At 71.9% G+C, this 15,639-nt stretch carries 16 protein-coding genes; 7 read left to right on the top strand and 9 right to left on the bottom strand.

Annotated elements, in window-relative coordinates:
- The coding region (locus tag B0I32_RS59195; RefSeq protein WP_281262652.1) for an IgG-binding virulence factor TspB family protein at nt 1-203 on the bottom strand (203 nt) is incomplete at its 3' end.
- Nucleotides 204-217: 14 nt separating this feature from the next.
- Between B0I32_RS59195 and B0I32_RS40715 the strand changes: the two genes are divergently transcribed.
- The 4 genes from B0I32_RS40715 to B0I32_RS40700 all read left to right on the top strand — a co-directional run bounded on the left by B0I32_RS40715 (nt 218) and on the right by B0I32_RS40700 (nt 4,629).
- Nucleotides 218-1,399: an acyltransferase family protein gene (locus tag B0I32_RS40715; RefSeq protein ID WP_245956335.1), complete on the top strand. Its 1,182-nt coding sequence runs from the start codon at nt 218-220 to the stop codon at nt 1,397-1,399.
- A gap of 292 nt (nt 1,400-1,691) precedes the next feature.
- Entirely contained in the window at nt 1,692-2,447 is a 756-nt protein-coding gene (locus tag B0I32_RS58225) for a GerMN domain-containing protein (RefSeq protein ID WP_181308330.1), read from the top strand.
- Complete coding sequence (locus tag B0I32_RS40705) at nt 2,444-3,127, top strand: response regulator transcription factor (protein WP_106248781.1); 684 nt, start codon at nt 2,444-2,446, stop codon at nt 3,125-3,127. Before B0I32_RS58225 ends, B0I32_RS40705 begins: the two co-directional genes overlap by 4 nt.
- Nucleotides 3,124-4,629, top strand: coding sequence for a sensor histidine kinase (locus tag B0I32_RS40700; protein WP_219912269.1), 1,506 nt, complete (start codon nt 3,124-3,126; stop codon nt 4,627-4,629). The genes B0I32_RS40705 and B0I32_RS40700 overlap by 4 nt, the downstream gene beginning before the upstream one ends.
- A gap of 35 nt (nt 4,630-4,664) precedes the next feature.
- Here the strand turns inward: B0I32_RS40700 and B0I32_RS40695 are convergent, their stop codons facing one another.
- Complete coding sequence (locus B0I32_RS40695; protein WP_106248780.1) at nt 4,665-5,267, bottom strand: PadR family transcriptional regulator; 603 nt, start codon at nt 5,265-5,267, stop codon at nt 4,665-4,667.
- Between the two features lie 99 nt (nt 5,268-5,366).
- Here B0I32_RS40695 and B0I32_RS40690 point away from each other — a divergent pair, with 99 nt between their 5' ends.
- Both B0I32_RS40690 and B0I32_RS40685 read left to right on the top strand, forming a co-directional pair.
- Nucleotides 5,367-5,963: an NAD(P)-dependent oxidoreductase gene (locus B0I32_RS40690; RefSeq protein ID WP_106248778.1), complete on the top strand. Its 597-nt coding sequence runs from the start codon at nt 5,367-5,369 to the stop codon at nt 5,961-5,963.
- 114 nt (nt 5,964-6,077) lie between these two features.
- Nucleotides 6,078-7,058, top strand: a complete 981-nt coding sequence (locus B0I32_RS40685) for a DUF1838 family protein (protein WP_106248776.1) — start codon at nt 6,078-6,080, stop codon at nt 7,056-7,058.
- A 37-nt stretch (nt 7,059-7,095) separates the two neighbouring features.
- On the opposite strand, the gene B0I32_RS40680 is transcribed toward B0I32_RS40685, so the two are convergent.
- The 6 genes from B0I32_RS40680 to B0I32_RS40655 all read right to left on the bottom strand — a co-directional run bounded on the left by B0I32_RS40680 (nt 7,096) and on the right by B0I32_RS40655 (nt 13,521).
- Nucleotides 7,096-7,695: a GTP-binding protein gene (locus B0I32_RS40680; protein WP_106248774.1), complete on the bottom strand. Its 600-nt coding sequence runs from the start codon at nt 7,693-7,695 to the stop codon at nt 7,096-7,098.
- Nucleotides 7,676-8,071, bottom strand: coding sequence for a DUF742 domain-containing protein (locus B0I32_RS40675; protein ID WP_106248838.1), 396 nt, complete (start codon nt 8,069-8,071; stop codon nt 7,676-7,678). Before B0I32_RS40675 ends, B0I32_RS40680 begins: the two co-directional genes overlap by 20 nt.
- Nucleotides 8,068-8,499 (bottom strand): roadblock/LC7 domain-containing protein, encoded by a 432-nt coding sequence (locus tag B0I32_RS40670; protein WP_219912268.1) that lies wholly within the window; start codon nt 8,497-8,499, stop codon nt 8,068-8,070. Before B0I32_RS40670 ends, B0I32_RS40675 begins: the two co-directional genes overlap by 4 nt.
- Entirely contained in the window at nt 8,496-11,129 is a 2,634-nt protein-coding gene (locus tag B0I32_RS40665; protein ID WP_245956334.1) for a sensor histidine kinase, read from the bottom strand. Before B0I32_RS40665 ends, B0I32_RS40670 begins: the two co-directional genes overlap by 4 nt.
- Before the next feature lie 204 nt (nt 11,130-11,333).
- Entirely contained in the window at nt 11,334-12,518 is a 1,185-nt protein-coding gene (locus tag B0I32_RS40660; protein WP_106248773.1) for a L,D-transpeptidase, read from the bottom strand.
- A gap of 160 nt (nt 12,519-12,678) precedes the next feature.
- On the bottom strand, nt 12,679-13,521 hold the full coding sequence (locus B0I32_RS40655; RefSeq protein ID WP_106248771.1) for a helix-turn-helix transcriptional regulator: 843 nt from the start codon (nt 13,519-13,521) through the stop codon (nt 12,679-12,681).
- Between the two features lie 171 nt (nt 13,522-13,692).
- On the opposite strand from B0I32_RS40655, the gene B0I32_RS40650 reads away from it, so the two are divergent.
- A complete protein-coding gene (locus B0I32_RS40650; protein ID WP_106248769.1) occupies nt 13,693-14,715 on the top strand; it encodes an aldo/keto reductase in 1,023 nt (340 codons plus the stop codon).
- 49 nt (nt 14,716-14,764) lie between these two features.
- Here the strand turns inward: B0I32_RS40650 and B0I32_RS40645 are convergent, their stop codons facing one another.
- Nucleotides 14,765-15,280, bottom strand: coding sequence for a hypothetical protein (locus B0I32_RS40645; protein ID WP_106248768.1), 516 nt, complete (start codon nt 15,278-15,280; stop codon nt 14,765-14,767).
- Nucleotides 15,281-15,639: the final 359 nt, after the last annotated feature.

The raw sequence follows: 15,639 nt of genomic DNA, 5'->3' as shown, positions 1-15,639 counted from the left end.
GTCCCCGTCCCCGTCCCCGTCCCCGACCCCGGCTCCACCTCCGGCCTCGACCCCGGCTCCACCTCCGGCCTCGGCTCCACCTCCGGCCTCGACCCCGGCTCCACCTCCGGCCTCGGCTCCACCTCCGGCCTCGACCCCGGCTCCACCTCCGGCCTCGATCCCATCTCCAGCCCCAGAAATCCCACCTCCACCTCAAGCTTCACTCCCGCACTCCCCGGTGGCTCCGCGTGCGCACATCGGGGCGCTCGACGGGCTGCGTGGGCTCGCCGTCACGGCCGTCCTGCTCTTCCATGCCGGGCACCTGAGCGGCGGCTTCCTCGGTGTCGACCTGTTCTTCGTCCTCTCGGGGTTCCTGATCACGGGGCTGCTGCTGGCAGAGCTCGACCGGCGCGGACGCCTCGACCTGGCGGCCTTCTGGGGGCGCAGGGCCCGGCGGCTGCTGCCCGCTCTGGCTGTCCTCGTTCCGGCCACATTGCTGCTGGCCTGGGCGTTCGCCACGTCCGGCATGCTGCGCTCGGCCCTGACGGACGCGCCCTGGGTCGCGGCGCAGCTGGTGAACTGGCACTACATCGGCGAGCAGGTCGGATACTGGAACGCCGCCGGCACGCACCTCTTCGCCCATCTGTGGAGCATCGGCGTCGAGTGGCAGTTCTACCTGCTCTGGCCCCTGGTCGTGGCGCTGGCCGGCCGGGGGCCCGGCGGGCACCGGCGGGTGGCCGTGGTCGCGTTCGCCGGCGCGCTCGTCTCGGTGACACTCATGGCCTGGCTGGGGACCGCGGTGGACACGACCCGCGCCTACGAGGGCACCGACACCCGCGCCTTCTCCCTGCTCCTCGGCGCCGCAGCCGCCACCGCACCCGTCAAGGCCACCCTCGCGGGCCTGTCGCGCCCGGTCGTGAACCTGCTCTGCGCCCTGCTCCTGGGCGGGCTGTCGGCGTCGTGGCTGCTGGCGGCGGGGGAGAAGGCTCCCGGCCTGTTCCAGGGCGGGATGTTCGCCCACGCCCTGGCCGGCGCCGTACTGATCGCCCTGCTGGCCCGTACACCGGACCGCCTGGCCGGCCGGGTGATCGGCAGTGCGGTGCCGCGCCGCCTGGGGGAAGTGTCCTACGGCCTCTACCTGTGGCACTGGCCCGTCTACCTGCTCCTGCCCCGGCCGCTGGCCGGTCTCGACGGCTGGGCCTGGACGTCGGTCGCGGCCGGGCTGTCGCTGCTGGCTGCGGTAGTGTCGAAGGCCGCCGTGGAGGACCCGGTACGACTGCGCGCCCGCTGGGCCACCGGGCGTCGCGGATGGGCGGCGCTGGCGCTCGCGGGAGCACTCGCGGTGGGAGTGTGGGCGGCCCTGCCGCGCCCGGATCCCGGCGCGGGAACGGTTGACGTGAGCAGGCTCGACCACCTGTAGCCGGAGAGAGGGCATGCCGAACAGAAGACTCACCCCCACCCCGTCCACATCGGGAGCGCAGGAAGCAGGGGAACCGTTGGACGTGCCGAGCACGGCAGGGGTGCCGGGTGCGTCGGGTACGTCGGACGCGCGAGGGCCGGTAGGAGCGTCGGCGGTGTCGAGGACGGTGAGGGCGCCTGGACAGGTGACAGGTCGGCGGCGCTGTCGGGGAGGCGTCGGACGGGTGATCGCCGCCGTGATCGCGGGGGCTGCGGCGGCAGGCCGGCGTCACCGTCGAGAAGGTGCCAGGCGCGTGATCGCCGTCGTGAACACCGCCCTCGTCGCGGTGGCGGTGTCGGCCGGGTGCGGGATCAGCGACACTGAGGCGCTGCCCGCCGGTCAGCCCGTCCGTGGTGGCCTGACCGCTGACAGCGGCAGCCTGCTGCGGGTGTACTTCGTGACGCCGCAGGGCACGTGGCCGGTGTCCAGACCGGCGGCGGCGGGCGATCGGCTGCAGCAGGCGATGGACGCGCTGCTGTCCGGCCCCACGGCGGAGGAACGGGCCCGCGGGCTGGGCACCAAGCTCCCCACGGCGGACCGCAAGCTCCGCGCCACAGCGCGCCGGGACGGGGTCGAGCTGCACCTGCCCTGGCTGGTACGGGACCTGCCGCACGTGGCCGTCAGCCAACTGGTGTGCACCGCCGCCGCCGTCCCCGGCGTGGGCGAAGACGCGGTCGTCAGGGTGTTCGAGCCCGGCATGGGCAACACCCCTTGGCTGGTCGAGTGCGACGGCAACGGATCCGCCATACCCTCCGCCCAAAAAGGCAGCACGAACAGACCGACCGGTGAAGGAAGCGGTTCTGTGGGCCCGGCGGACGGGCCAGCAGGTCCAGCCGGTCAGGCAGACAGGGCGGTGGGCTCGGCGGGCAGGATAGCGGGTCCGTTCGGGCAGGCGGACGGGTCGGGGAGCCTAGCCGGCAAGGTGGCGAATTCGGTCAGTCGGGCGGGCGGGATGGCGGGATCGGTGGGCAGGGTGGTGGGTTCGTTGGGCCGGGGAGGTGTTCTGTGACGCGCGTACTGGTCATTGAGGACGATCCGGCCGTGCGCCGTGGAGTGAGTGTGGGGCTGCGGCACCGCGGGCATGAGACCGTGCTCGTGGCGACCGGTGAGGAGGGGCTGGCCGAGTTGGTCGCCAGCGCCCCGGAGGTGGTGCTGCTCGATCTGATGCTGCCCGGCATGAGCGGCCTGGAGACGTGCCGCCGCATCCGCGCGTTCAGTCAGGTGCCCATCGTGATCCTGTCCGCGCGTGACGACGACGTGGACGTCGTCGTCGGGCTGGAGGCGGGTGCCGACGACTACGTGGTCAAGCCGGCCAGTGCCGAGGTCATCGAGGCGCGGATGCGCGCGGTGCTGCGCAGGACCGGCCACGCGGGCCCCACGGGGCAGCCGCGCGGCCAGTACGGTGACCTGCTCGTGGACCGGATCGCCCTGCGCGTGCTCAAGCACGGCGAACAGGTGGCCATGGCGCCGACCGAGCTGAAGCTGCTGCTGTTCCTGTCGGCCGCCCCCGAGCAGACCTTCAGCCGCCAGCAACTGCTCGAACAGGTCTGGGAGCACAGCTTCCACGGCGACTACCGGCTGGTCGACGCGTGTGTGATGCGGTTGCGGGCCAAGATCGAGGACGATCCGCGCAACCCCCGCTACGTGCAGACGGTGCGGGGCTTCGGCTACCGGTTCGGCCCGCTGTGAAGCGGCTGCGCGGTCTGCGGGCCCAGCTGGTGCTGGTGTTCCTGCTGGTCTCGGTGCTGAGCGCGCTGACGGGCGCCATGTTCACCTTCCGCCAGGGCCGCGACGCGATCGTGGACGGCGTACAGGCGGACGCCCTGCGTGAGCTGCGCGGCCACCTCGCCTTCAGGGCGCCCGACCTGCCCGCCGACCCCGCGCGGGCCGATCTGCGTACGCTGGCGGTTCAGCTCGACCTCGCCGGCTCCGGGCGGGGCTGGCGTACCGCGCTGTCCTACCGCGGCGGCTCCCTCGTCACAGCGGGGCCGCAGGCGCCGCCACTGCCCGCGTCGCTACGCGCCCGCGCCGCCACGGCGACCACCGCGCTCGCCCAGCGGTTCCACCGGGACGGGACGCCCTGGCTGGCCGTGGCCCTCCCGGTCACCGCCACCAACGCTGACAGTCCCGCCGCCACCGACGCTGACGACGGCGGCACCGCCCGCCCGAACGACCTGCCGCCGCTGGTCGTCTACGCCTCGTTCTCGCTGGCCTCCCAGCAGCGGGACGTGGAGGCCCTGGCCACCGCCGTCCGCGCGGGAGCCCTGCCCGTCGCGCTGGTCTCCGTCGTCGCGGCGCTGCTGGCCGCCGGCAGGCTGTTGCGGCCGGTCCGGCGGCTGCGGACGGCCGCCGAGCAGGTGGCGGGCGGCGCGCTGGACACCCGGGTTACCGTCTCGGGCGATGACGAGCTGGCCGACCTCGGCCGTACGTTCAACGTCATGTCGGCGACGCTCCAGGCGGACGCCGCCGCGCTGCGGGACATGGAGGCGCGGGCGCGCCGCTTCGCCGCCGACGTCTCCCACGAGTTGCGTACGCCGCTCGCGGCCATGGCCGCCGTGACCGGGGTGCTCGACGCCGACGCCGGCTCCGGCCGCCTCGACCCGCTGACCGCCGAGGCGCTGCGGCTGGTGGCCGACGAGACGCGGTCGCTCACGCGGCTGGTCGAGGACCTGATCGAGGTGTCCCGCTTCGACGCCGGCGCGGCCGTGCTGAACCTCGACGAGGTCGACCTGCGCGAGCTGGTCGTCAAGACGCTCGCGGTACGGCACTGGCAGGACCGGGTACGCGCCGAGGTCCCGGCAGGGCTGCGGGCCCGCCTCGACCCGCGCCGGGTCGACGTCATCCTCGCCAACCTGGTCGGCAACGCGCTACGACACGGCGGCACCCAGGCGAATGCGCCGCGGCACGAAGCCACCCAGGCGTCGGTGCTCGTCCGGGTCACGGCCGACGCCGATCGGGTCGCCGTCATCGTCTCCGACGACGGGCCCGGCATCCCCGCCGCCCTGCTGCCACACGTCTTCGACCGGTTCACCAAGGGCGACGCGGCCCGTACCAGGAGCGAAGGCAGCGGCCTGGGGCTGGCCATCGCCGCCGAGAACGCCCGCCTGCACGGCGGCACCCTCACCGCCGCCAACGCGCCAGGCGGCGGAGCCGTCCTCACCCTCGTGCTGCCCCGCAACCCGCCCTCATGAGCGGAGCCGTCCTCACCCTGCCCAGGAACGCTCCCTCATGACTCGTCGAGCACCTGGGCCAGCAGTTCCCTGTTGACGGTGCCGGTCCAGGTGAGCTCGCCCTTCTCCAGGCGTTCGACCAGCCGCCTGACCCAGGCCAGCTCGGTCTCGCTCAGCGTCCGCTGGTAGTCGAGCTCGATCACCAGCACCTCGGGCAGCCCCTCCTCCTCCAGGGCCTTGAGATGACCGTTCAGACCGGCGAGCGTCCCTTCGAGCGCCGCCGCGCGGCCGCGTAGCGCCTTCAGCGCGTCGGCCACCGGCAGGACGCCGATGAGGGAGATGGCCGCGGTGAACGTACGGCGCTCAGGCCCCGGGTCCTGCAGCAACGTCCGGAGCCTGGTGGACAGCTCGCGGCGGCCTTCGTCGGTGATCTCGTAGACCGTGCGCTCCGGCCGGCGGCCTTCCCTGGTGGTCTCGACGGGCGCGATGAGGTCCTCGCCGGCCAGCTTCTCGACCGCGTGGTAGAGGCTCCTGGGCAGCCCGGTCACGTAGTCCTTGTGCGTGTCGACGATGAAGCGGTGCAGCTCGTAGGGGTGGCTGTTCCGTACGGAGAGCATGGCCAGCACCGTCAGGCCGACCAGATCAGGACGCCGCGCCACGTTTCCCCCTGCCTCTTCGTATTGCACCACGCACTATAGCGACCGCGCCCATCAAGCCGTACGCTATAGTGCAACTTGCCATATAGAAGGAGGCACTACATGAAGCTCCTGGTCATCGGCGCGACCGGCAGAACCGGCAAACACGTCCTCACCCAGGGCGTCGAGCGCGGGCACGAGATCACCGCCTTCGCCCGCCGCCCCGAACTGCTCACCGGCCACACCGGCCTGGCGGACGTGCGCCGGGGAGACGCGCACGACCTCGACGCCGTACGCGAGGCCGTCCAGGGACAGGACGCCGTCCTCGCCGCGGTCGGCGGCAGCCGGATAGCGAGCACCCTCATCACCGCCATGCGGGAGAGCGGCGTACGGCGGGTGGTGATGACCAGCAGTCGCTCGGTGCCCGCCACCCGCCCCCGCCTCGCGGTCACCCTCGCCTGGCTCTTCTTCCGGGCCGCGTACGTGGACCTCGCCCGCGCCGAGGGCATGCTCCAGGCCAGCCTGCTCGACTGGAGCATCGCCCGCGGCACCATGCTCAACGACAAGCCACCGGCCGGGCGCGTGCACATCGACTTCGAGGCCGACGCCACGGGCGGGGCGATGCAACTCTCCCGTGCCGACTACGCCATGGCCCTGCTCGACACCGTCGAGAACCCCGCCCTGATCGGCCAGGCCCTGGGCATCTGCGGCCCGAAATAGTTGCATTTGTGGTGGACAATCCTTTGCCCGGCATGATCACAATATGGCGCTCCTCGCTCCCCCCTCCGTGGGAATCCCCTCGGCAGGAACCCCTCTCGGCAGGAAAGGCCGGACGTGATCAGACGACGTATCACCGGGCTGCTGGCTCCGCTCGCGATCTTCCTCAGCACCGGCGTCCCGGGCGTGGCGGCGCACGACGGGGCCGGCGGGCCCACGCATCCCGGGCCGGTCTACGCGACGGTGACCGACAAGAGCGGGAAGTTGTCCCTGCAGACGTTCGGGCGTCCCGACGGCAAGGACATGGTGTTCCGGATCTCCGGCTCGGTGTACGCCAACGTCGAGGGCAACGCCCTGGACCCGGCGCTGCGCCACGGCCAGAAGCTGTTCAACATCGAGGGGTACAACATCCGGCGCCTCTACCGGGTCCCCGACACCAACCAGCTCTACCAGCTCTCCAGGGAGATCGTCTTCTACACCGACCCGGCCGATCCGCGGCGGGTGCTGCGGGAGTGGAGAAACCCGATCGACGGCAGGACGTACCCGGTCGTGCCGATCAACAACGACCTGGTCAACTTCGGGCCGTTCCCGATCAGCTCCTCGTACGCGGGCCCGCCGCTGCAGCAGTTGCACGACGAGACGGTCTGGACGAGCGACATCCCCGTGCGCGCCGACCTGGGCGCCACGCTCGGCGAGCGGTTCGGACTGACCGGCGGCGTGTACGCGGCGCAGGAGATGTTCGACTTCTCCGTCGACGAACGCGAGGTCGCGGCCCGCACCGGGCCCGGCGTCCCGCCCGGCGCCATGAAGACGAAGATCAGCTGGGCCAGGACCAGCCCGTGGGCGCCGTTCATGTGCCTGGCCGAGAGCGACGTACGCGGCCAGCTGACCTACCACGCGCGCAGCTGGTCGCTGGATTCGTACAAGCAGGTCGAGCCGTGGCTGCGGACCGAGGTCGAGGCGAACCACCCGCTCTACAAGGCGGCCCCCGCCGAGCCGGGGCCGAGCGAGAACTCCTGGACGTCGTTCTACAACAAGCAGCTCGGCAAGGGGGCCACCACCTGGACGCAGTGGTGCGCCGGCCATGGCCGGGCCTGAGCGCGGCTGAACGGCCCGGCGACCGGCTGAGGGGCGGTCAGGGTACGGGGTGCGGTGTGCTGTGCGGCCGGGCGGCCATCAGCTGGTCGATGAGGGCCAGCAGCACGTCGCGCCCCTGCCTCCGCTCCCGGGCGTCGAAGAGCAGCAGCGGCACCTGCGGATCGAGGTCGAGCGCCGCCCTGATCTCCTCCGGCGTCCGGTCGCGGACGCCGTGGAAGCAGTTGACGCCGACGACGAACGGGATCCCGCGGCCCTCGAAGAAGTCGATGGAGGCGAAGCTGACCTCCAGCCGCCGGGTGTCGACCACCACCACCGCCCCCAGCGCGCCGTTGACGAGATCGTTCCACATGAACCAGAACCGTTCCTGGCCCGGCGTGCCGAACAGGTAGAGCACGAGCCCGCTGCCGATCGAGATGCGGCCGAAGTCGAGCGCCACGGTGGTGGTCGACTTGCCGCTCAGGTCCTCCAGGTCGTCGACGCCGACGCTGGCATGGGTCAGGTACTCCTCCGTACGCAGCGGGGCGACCTCGCTCACCGCGCCCACCATGGTCGTCTTCCCGACGCCGAACCCGCCGGCGATCAGGATCTTCACCGCCAGGGGAGCGTCGTCCTCCTGGTCAGAGTTCACGTAGCCCATCCCTTACTGCCTTGAGGATCGCCATGTCGGGCCCGGTGCCCGCCCACGCGTACGCTGGCTGCCTGGCCCATAACTGACCCGAGTCGATCAGGTCACCGATGAGGATCTTGGCCACCGACACCGGAAGGTCCAGCGCGGAGGCGATCTCCGCCACCGCCTGGGGACGCGCGCACAGCGTCAGGATCGTGCGATGCTCCGGCTGCAGCTTGCGCCGGCCGGGCCCCTGCTCCACGGCGGCCTCGGGCACCGCCGACATCACGGTGATCAGCGTCAGGTCGCCCCGCTCGGACGTGGTCCGGCCGCCGGTGATCGTGTAAGGACGGACAAGGGGTTCGTCCGCGTCGTCTTCGGCGAACCCGTCCGTCCAGTGTTTCATCCGTGACCCCTGGCTTCGCGGCCGTGCCGGGTGCGCGGGTCGGTGCCCAGCTTCTGGCCGACCTGCTGGATCAGGGTGTGCATCGCGACGCTCATGAGCTCGGCGTCCACCTCCTGGGAGGCGAGCACGGCCAGATGCGACCCCTGGCCCGCGGCGATGATGAACAGCCACAGATCGGCCATCTCGATGATGACCTGGTGGACCGGTCCGCCGCCGAAGAGCTGCCCGACGCCGTGCGCCAGGCTCTGCTGGCCGGTGGCGATGGCGGCCAGGCGTTCGGCGTTGGCGCGTTCGAGGCCCCGCGACCGGCTGATCACGAGGCCGTCGTCGGACAGCACGATGGCGTGCCGCGTGCCCGCGACCCGATCGACCAGGCCGTCCAGCAGCCAGTCCAGGTCTACGTTGGTGGCGGTGGTGCGCTGCATCATGATCGGTCTTTCGTCGTGGGCGGACTGGGGTCGGGGGACTCGCTCGGCCGGTCCCCGGCGGCGTCGTCACCGGTACGGCGCTTGCGGGACTGCCGCTGGAAGGCGCCGATCGTGGCGCCGGACCGGACGGGTCGATCGGGCTGGTCGCGGCTGGGCTGTTCGCGGGCGGCCCGGCCGTTCTGGGTCGCGCCCTCCGGGGGCCTGAGCTCGGCGGCCAGGCTGGCCTGGCGTACCCGCTGGGGGAGCGGCGGACGGCCCGCGGGAGCCGCCGCGGGGGCGGAGGCAGGGGCGGGGGAGCCGGCGCCCCCGACAGGGTCCGCGGCACCGGTGCCGGCACCAGCCCCCTCACCGGCGCCGGCTCCGTTGAGCTCGATGACGCCGGTGTCGGCTTCGGCGGCGGTGCCCGCGTGAGCGCCCCTCCTGGTGGGGGTGACGGTGCCGGACGCCGGTGTGCGTGCGCCGCCACGGGTCGGCAGCCGTCCGTCCGAACGGCCCCCCGAAGAGGCAACCGTAGAGCCGTCCGAACGGCCGTCCGAAGAGCCGTCCGACCGGCGGGCGTCGGCCGTGCCCGCCTGGGACCGCGCCCGCGAGCCACCCGCCTCCCGGCCCTCCTCCTCCGGTACGGCGGCGGGCGGCCGGCGTACCACCAGCGATTCGGGCACGAGCACGATGACCCGGGTGCCACCGAAGGCCGACGGCCGCAGCTCCACCTGGAGATCCAGGTTCGCGGCCAGCCGCGCGACCACGTACAGCCCGAGGCGCACGTCGTCGGCGTGGGTCATGACGTCGAGCCGCGGCGGCGCCTGGAGCAGGGCGTTGAAGGAGGCGTACCGCTCGGGCTCCATGCCCAGTCCGCGGTCCTCGATCTCGACGGCGATGCCCCGGCTGACCGGCGCGGCCCGCACCTCCACCGGAGTCAGCGGTTTGGAGAACGTGGTGGCGTTCTCCATCAGCTCCGCCAGCACGTGGATCACCGGCCCCACCGCGCGCTCGGCGATCCAGGACTCGCCCTCGACGTCGATCGAGACGCGGCGGTAGTCCTGGACCTCGCTCTGCGCGGCGCGCAGCACGTCGAGCAGCCGTACGGGCCTGCGCCAGCGGCGCTGCGGCTGCCCGCCGCCGAGGATGACCAGGTTCTCCTCGTAGCGGCGCAGCCGGGCGGTGAGGTGGTCGAGGTCGAACAGCCCCTCCAGCACCTCGGGGTCCTCGTGCCTGCGCTCCAGCTCGTCCAGCTTCTTCAGCTGCAGGCCGATGAGGATCTGGGTGCGGCGGGCGATGCGCTGGAGCATGCGCTGGAAGCCGCGGTGCTGTTCGGCCTGCCTGATCGCGGTACGGACGGCGCTGCGGCGGGCCAGGTTGAGCGCCTGCCCGAGTTCGCCGAGTTCGTCGCCGGTGGGCTCGATCTTGCGGACTTCGGCGTCCACGTCGACGTCCTCGCCGCGTTCGAGCCTGGCGACCACGTCCGGCAGCCGCTCGCGCAGCTCCTGGGCGTCCTGGCGCAGGTGCAGGATGCGCCGCCGGAGCACGGAGGTCAGCCGCCAGCTCGCGAAGACGACCAGGCCGAGGGCGAGCAGGCCGACGGTGGAGACGCTGACGAAGACCGTGAAGATCATGTCGGCGTGGGCGTGGCCGACCGCGGAGACGTGCCGCCTGCGCAGCTCGACGAGCTCGCGCAGCTGCGCGGTCACGGTCTGCACGGACGAACGCCAGGCGGCGGCGTCCTCGCGGAACCTGACCTGGTCGCTCGCCGCGCCGGCGGCGGTGGACAGCCGCCCCTCCACGGCGGTCATGGTCTGCCACGCCTGGCCTTCGGCGATCTTCGCGTGCCGGGTCTCGCCGCCGGTGAGCGCGGGCAGCACCCGGGCGCGCAGCAGGTGGTTCCTGGTGCCGGCGGCCTCGGTGACGAAGCCGTACTCGATCCTCGTCAGCCGCCCGCTCTCCCAGCCGCGGGCCAGGACGGCGTCCTCGCGCCCCACCATGTCGATGATCCAGAACAGGTCGACGAGGGCCTGCGCCTCGGTGTTCAGCCGGCCCTCGTCGGTGTTGCTGAGCGCGGTCAGCACGCCGAGGCCGGACACCAGGACGCCGCTGTAGTAGTTGAACGTCTGCGTGGCGCCGGCCGTCCCGGCGTCCACCGCCTTGCGCTGCTGGTCGAGCAGGCTGAGGGAGCCGACGGTGCGGGAGATCGCGTCGGCCAGCCCGCGCTGCCCATCGGTGAGGTCGGCGCCGGCCAGGGGACGGAACGCCCGTACGGCCCGGTCGGTGGCCCGGCGCTGGACGGCGAGCCTGTCACGGGCGGCGGCGCGCGGGGCGGCCTGCGCCTGCGCGGTGAACCGCCGCTCCTGGTCGAGCGCGAAGAACAGCTCGGCCACGGGCCGGCCGACCGTCGTGTCGGCCAGCGCCAGCTGCGCCTTCTCCGCCTGCCACTGCGTGAACAGCTGGTTCATGCCGGACGCCAGCAGCGGCGTGAAAGTCACGCTCGGCACGATCACGACGGTGAGCAGCACCGTACGTAATCGCAGCCTGCGGACGGCCGGGCGCTTCGGCCCGCCGCCGGCGGATCCGGGAGGCGTGCTCCCGTCACCGGGCGCCTTCGACCGCCGCCGTCCGCCCCTGCCCCATCCAGCCATGTGCCGGGTACTCTCCTCGCCGGTCGGTTGATCCAAGATCCCAAGATCGCCGTACTGGCGATTGGTGCCCGATCGTAGCCATCCCGCAGTAGAGCCGAAAGTCCCGCCACACAAGTGCACGTCTGTCCCGTTCGGCGATTTCTGTCGCCATCGCGCTGAGCTGCGGTTCCGCCGTCCACGCCGCGCGGACGAGACCCCGCGCCGTCAGGCGTCGGAGGAGCCGGTGAGAGCGCTGCCGGCCTGCCACTCCTGCCACGTCTTGGCCCACGGCGTCGGCCCGTTGCCGAAGCGGAGCCTGCGCGAGGTCCCCTTGACCTTGATGATGTCGCCACGCTGGGTGAAGTTGTAGAACCAGCGGGCGTTGTCGGAGCCGGCGTTCACGCATCCGTGGCTGACGTTGCTATGCCCCTGCGAGGCGACGGACCAGGGCGCGGCGTGGAAGAACATGCCGCTGTACGTCATCCGCACGTTCCACTTGGTGTGGTGGAGATATTCGCCGGGGATGCCGACGGTGGCCGAGTCCATGAGGAAGTCGGCCGCCTTCTCCTGCGCGATCATGGTGCCGGACCAGCTCTCGTAGCCCGGTTTGCCCAGGCTGACCGGGATGGTCTTGACGACCTCGCCGTTCTTGCGGACGACCGCCCGGTGTGCTTTGTTGCGGATCGTGGTGATGTGCTCGGGGCCGACGCTGAAGTTCACCGTACGGTCCCTGGTCCCCCACATGTTCCGCCCGATCCGCAGCCCGGCCAGGTGGGCGACCACGGTGACCCGCTCGCCCGCCGGCCAGTACTCGCGCGGCCGGAACTGGACCTCGGTGTCGCTCACCCAGCTCCACCCGCCCTCGACCGGCTGCGACATCCGCACGGTCAGCGACCGCTCGACCGCGGCCCGGTCCTTCTGCGTGGTGACCGGGTCCGACAGCAGCAGCTGGATCGGCATGCCGACGCCGACCTTCTCGCCTTCGAGCGGCGACATGCCGCTCTTCAGCACCCGCTTGGGCTTCAGCGTGGTGAACGCGGCCCGCTTCGCCGCCACCTGCCGGCCGTCGGGGCTGGTGGCCTGCGCGCTCACCGTGTACGCCGTGGCCGGCTTCAGCGGCCATCGGGGACGCCAGGTGCCGTCCATGCCCATGCTGCCCTCGATCTGGTGCCCGGCGGCGTCGGCCAGGGTGAGGCTGGTGACTCTGCCGCCGATGACCTTGATGGCGATCCCGGTGTCCGGCGGGACCTGCTTCGTGCCGTCGACCGGCGTGATCGACAGGACCGGCGGCGGCGCCGGCGCGGGCGGGCCCTCCTGCTGCGCGCCGCCGGGCATCCCCGGCGCGCATCCGGCGGTCAGCACCACCGCCGCCGTGAACGCACTGACGAGTAGGGTGCCGCTGCTCCGCATCACCGCTAGCTCCATTTCCCCGATAGATAGGCATATTTCGGACTAGGTGGTCCATTGGGGAGACGAAGAGCGTTATGCCCGTCACTGTGAGTAATCATGCGGAGAAATTCGGCCGGTTCGCATGGCGGCGGGCGCCCGGGCGTGTCGAACCGTCGCGGGTTCAGCCGCGGGTCAGATCCTGCAGGCCGACCACGCGCAGCAGTTCGAGCCGCTCGTACGACCCGCTGCCCGGACGGGCGGTGTAGACGATCAGCCGCTGGTCGTGCTCCGGGTTCAGCAGCACCTCGCAGTCCAGCTCGAGCAGGCCGACGACCGGGTGCAGGAAGCGCTTGATGTCGCTGCGGCGGACGGCGACGCGATGGGCGTCCCACAGCGCCGAGAACTCCTCGCTGCGGGCGCGGAGCCGGCGTACGAGCCCCGCCAGCCGCGCGTCGTCAGGGCGGCGGGCCAGCGCGGCCCGCAGATCCGCCACCGCCACCTGGGCGGCGTGGTCGTGCTCCTCGGGCGGGTAGAGCTCCCTGGCGGAGGGGTCGGTGAAGTAGCGCCAGGTGATGTTGCGCTCCGCCTCGGGGAGTGCGGACACGTCACCGTGCAGCGCCCTGGCCATCGCGTTGCGCGCGAGCACGTCGCCGCGGTCGTTGACCACCTGGGCGGGAACGTCGGTCAGCCGGTCGAGGACGAGCAGCAGCCCGGGGCGGACGTGCTCCGTGGTCGGCCGGTCGCGCGGGGGCTCCTCGCCGGCCAGGTGGAAGAGATGGTCCCGTTCGTCACCGGTCAGCCGCAGCGCGCGGGCGACGGCGGCGAGCATCTGGCGGGAGGGGCGCGAGCCCCTGGCCTGCTCCAGCCGCGTGTAGTGGTCGGCGGACATGCCCGCCAGCTGTGCCACCTCCTCGCGGCGCAGGCCGGGCGTACGGCGCCGCGCGCCCTGCGACAGCCCGACGTCGGCGGGCGTGATCCGGGCCCGGCAACGGCGCAGGAAGTCGGCCAGTTCCGTTCTGTCCACACTCCTACCCTGCCTCCTGACGCCGGGCGTAACCAGGGACGGCCCGTCCCCGGATAAGGACGTCTCTACCGCCGCCGCCCGTACCTCCGCAGGCTGGGAGACGGCCCGGCCGGCCACCGGCGAAGCGCCGCATCGGTCCTTCGCGACCCTCTCAGAACAGGACGATCTTCCATGCGTTACCGCACACTCGGCCGCACCGGCATCAAGGTCAGCCCCTACGGGCTCGGCGCGCTCATGTTCGCCCCGTCGATCGGCAATCCCGATCCCGAGGACTCGGCCCGCATCATCAACAAGGCGCTCGACGCGGGCATCAACCTCATCGACACCGCCGACGCCTACCACGGCTCGGAGGAGGTCGTCGGCAGGGCGATCGAGGGGCGGCGGGACGACGTCGTGCTGGCGACCAAGGTGAGCCGCCCGATGGGCGACGGCCCCAACCACCAGGGCGCCTCGCGGCGCTGGATCGTCACCGCGGTCGAGAACTCGCTGCGCCGCCTGCGGACCGACCACCTCGACCTCTACCAGATCCACCGGCCCGACCCCGACACCGACATGGAGGAGACGCTCTCCGCGCTGTCCGACCTGATCCGCGGCGGGAAGGTCCGGGCGATCGGGACGTCCAACATGCCGGCGTCCGGCATCGTCGAGGCCCAGTGGACGGCCGAGCGACGCGGCCTGGCCCGTATCCACACCGAGCAGCCGCCGTACTCGCTGCTCAACCGCGGCGTCGAACGCGAGATCCTGCCGGTCGCCCAGCGCTACGGCATGGGCACGCTGGTATGGGGCCCACTCGCGCAAGGGCTCCTCTCGGGACGCGTCCGCAAGGGCGGTCCGAACGAGCTGCGCCGCGCCGGCCTGTTCAGCCACCTCAACGACGAGCGCAGGATCGACGCCGTCGAGCGGCTCGTCTCGCTGGCCGGGGAGGCCGGCCTGCCGCTGCCCCGCCTCGCCCTGGCGTTCACCATCGCCCACCCCGGCGTGACCGCCGCGCTCGTCGGGGCGCGCACGATGAGCCACCTCGACGACCTGCTCGCCGGCCTCGACGTGACGCTGGGCGACGACCTCCTCGACCGGATCGACGAGATCGTGCCGCCCGGCGCCGACGTCGGCGCGCTCGACCAGGCGTACGTGCCGCCGGCGATCGAGCGGACGGATCAGCGCCGCCGCCCCGTCACCGAGCGCTCCGCGGCCTGACGCCTCCCGTCCGGGCGCGGAGCCGTCCGGCCCCCGTCCGGGAAGGCGATCAGGACAGGGAGCAGGACACGCCCTTGGGATTGAACGCCTCACCGCCGGTCGTCTGGATTTTCTCCAGCTTCGGTTTGCTGGAGAAATGTGAATACGTCTTCTTGGTGATCGTGTAGCGTTTCTTGATTCCCTGCGCGTAAGCCCGGTAGACCTGGCTGCTCTTGGTGGCCGGCGGGGAGGTGCATTGCGCCGTGACCGTGACCGAGGCGCTCTTGCTCCAGCCCAGCTGGCCGGCGACGAATCCGCGCGAAGCGCCGAGGCCGAGGTCGATGGAGCGGGTGACCGAGCGGGACTTCGAGATCGAGCAGGTGCCTCCCTTTCCTGGCGAACAGGTGGCCAGCACCGGGCTGCGTTTGACCGCGGCCGTGTGGGTGCTGGTCACCTTGAGGCTGTAGACGTAGGTGTAGGTCGGGCCGATCGGGTCCGCGGAGGCGGCCGGTGCGGCGCAGACTCCGGCGACCAGGGGAAGCAGGGCGCCGGCGATCGGAACCGCCCATCGTCGGATGCGGGTCATGCGCGTTCCTCTCTGCCGTGAAGGGTTGCGGGACGCACGCTAGTGACGGCCGGTATGCCGCCGGTATGCCCGCGAGCAGGGCGCCCGCCCCCGGCCGGCCGTCGAATCGGTCTCCGTTTCAGGTGCTTAGAGGCGCGCCCATAAGAGTTTCGTGGGGATATTTCGGAAATGGGCGAGATGGGATTTCTATTGAAGACAAGCGCCCCAAGAGGTGTGATAACGAAGTGGGCATGACATCCGGCGAGGCGGGTGCGTAAGGTTTGCGAGTGTTCCTATATGTGGCTGCGGAGATAGTCGTGTCGTCAGGGAAACCAGGCACAGCGTTGCCGTCGCTCCGGCCTCGGCCGGCTCCTTTCCGG

The organism is Nonomuraea fuscirosea, assembly GCF_003001935.1.
Classification (GTDB): domain Bacteria; phylum Actinomycetota; class Actinomycetes; order Streptosporangiales; family Streptosporangiaceae; genus Nonomuraea; species Nonomuraea fuscirosea.
Note: the sequence above shows the minus strand (reverse complement) of the source record. Positions and strands in the feature narration are given on the sequence as shown.

Excerpts from the sequence above, each read along its gene's own strand:
- B0I32_RS40690 (WP_106248778.1), top strand. The coding sequence starts at position 5,367 with ATGAAGCTCCTGGTCATCGGCGCGACCGGCAGAACCGGCAAACACGTC.
- B0I32_RS40670 (WP_219912268.1), bottom strand. The coding sequence starts at position 8,499 with ATGATGCAGCGCACCACCGCCACCAACGTAGACCTGGACTGGCTGCTG.
- B0I32_RS40645 (WP_106248768.1), bottom strand. The coding sequence starts at position 15,280 with ATGACCCGCATCCGACGATGGGCGGTTCCGATCGCCGGCGCCCTGCTT.
- B0I32_RS40665 (WP_245956334.1), bottom strand. The coding sequence starts at position 11,129 with ATGGCTGGATGGGGCAGGGGCGGACGGCGGCGGTCGAAGGCGCCCGGT.
- B0I32_RS40650 (WP_106248769.1), top strand. The coding sequence starts at position 13,693 with ATGCGTTACCGCACACTCGGCCGCACCGGCATCAAGGTCAGCCCCTAC.
- B0I32_RS40680 (WP_106248774.1), bottom strand. The coding sequence starts at position 7,695 with ATGGGCTACGTGAACTCTGACCAGGAGGACGACGCTCCCCTGGCGGTG.
- B0I32_RS40660 (WP_106248773.1), bottom strand. The coding sequence starts at position 12,518 with ATGCGGAGCAGCGGCACCCTACTCGTCAGTGCGTTCACGGCGGCGGTG.
- B0I32_RS40675 (WP_106248838.1), bottom strand. The coding sequence starts at position 8,071 with ATGAAACACTGGACGGACGGGTTCGCCGAAGACGACGCGGACGAACCC.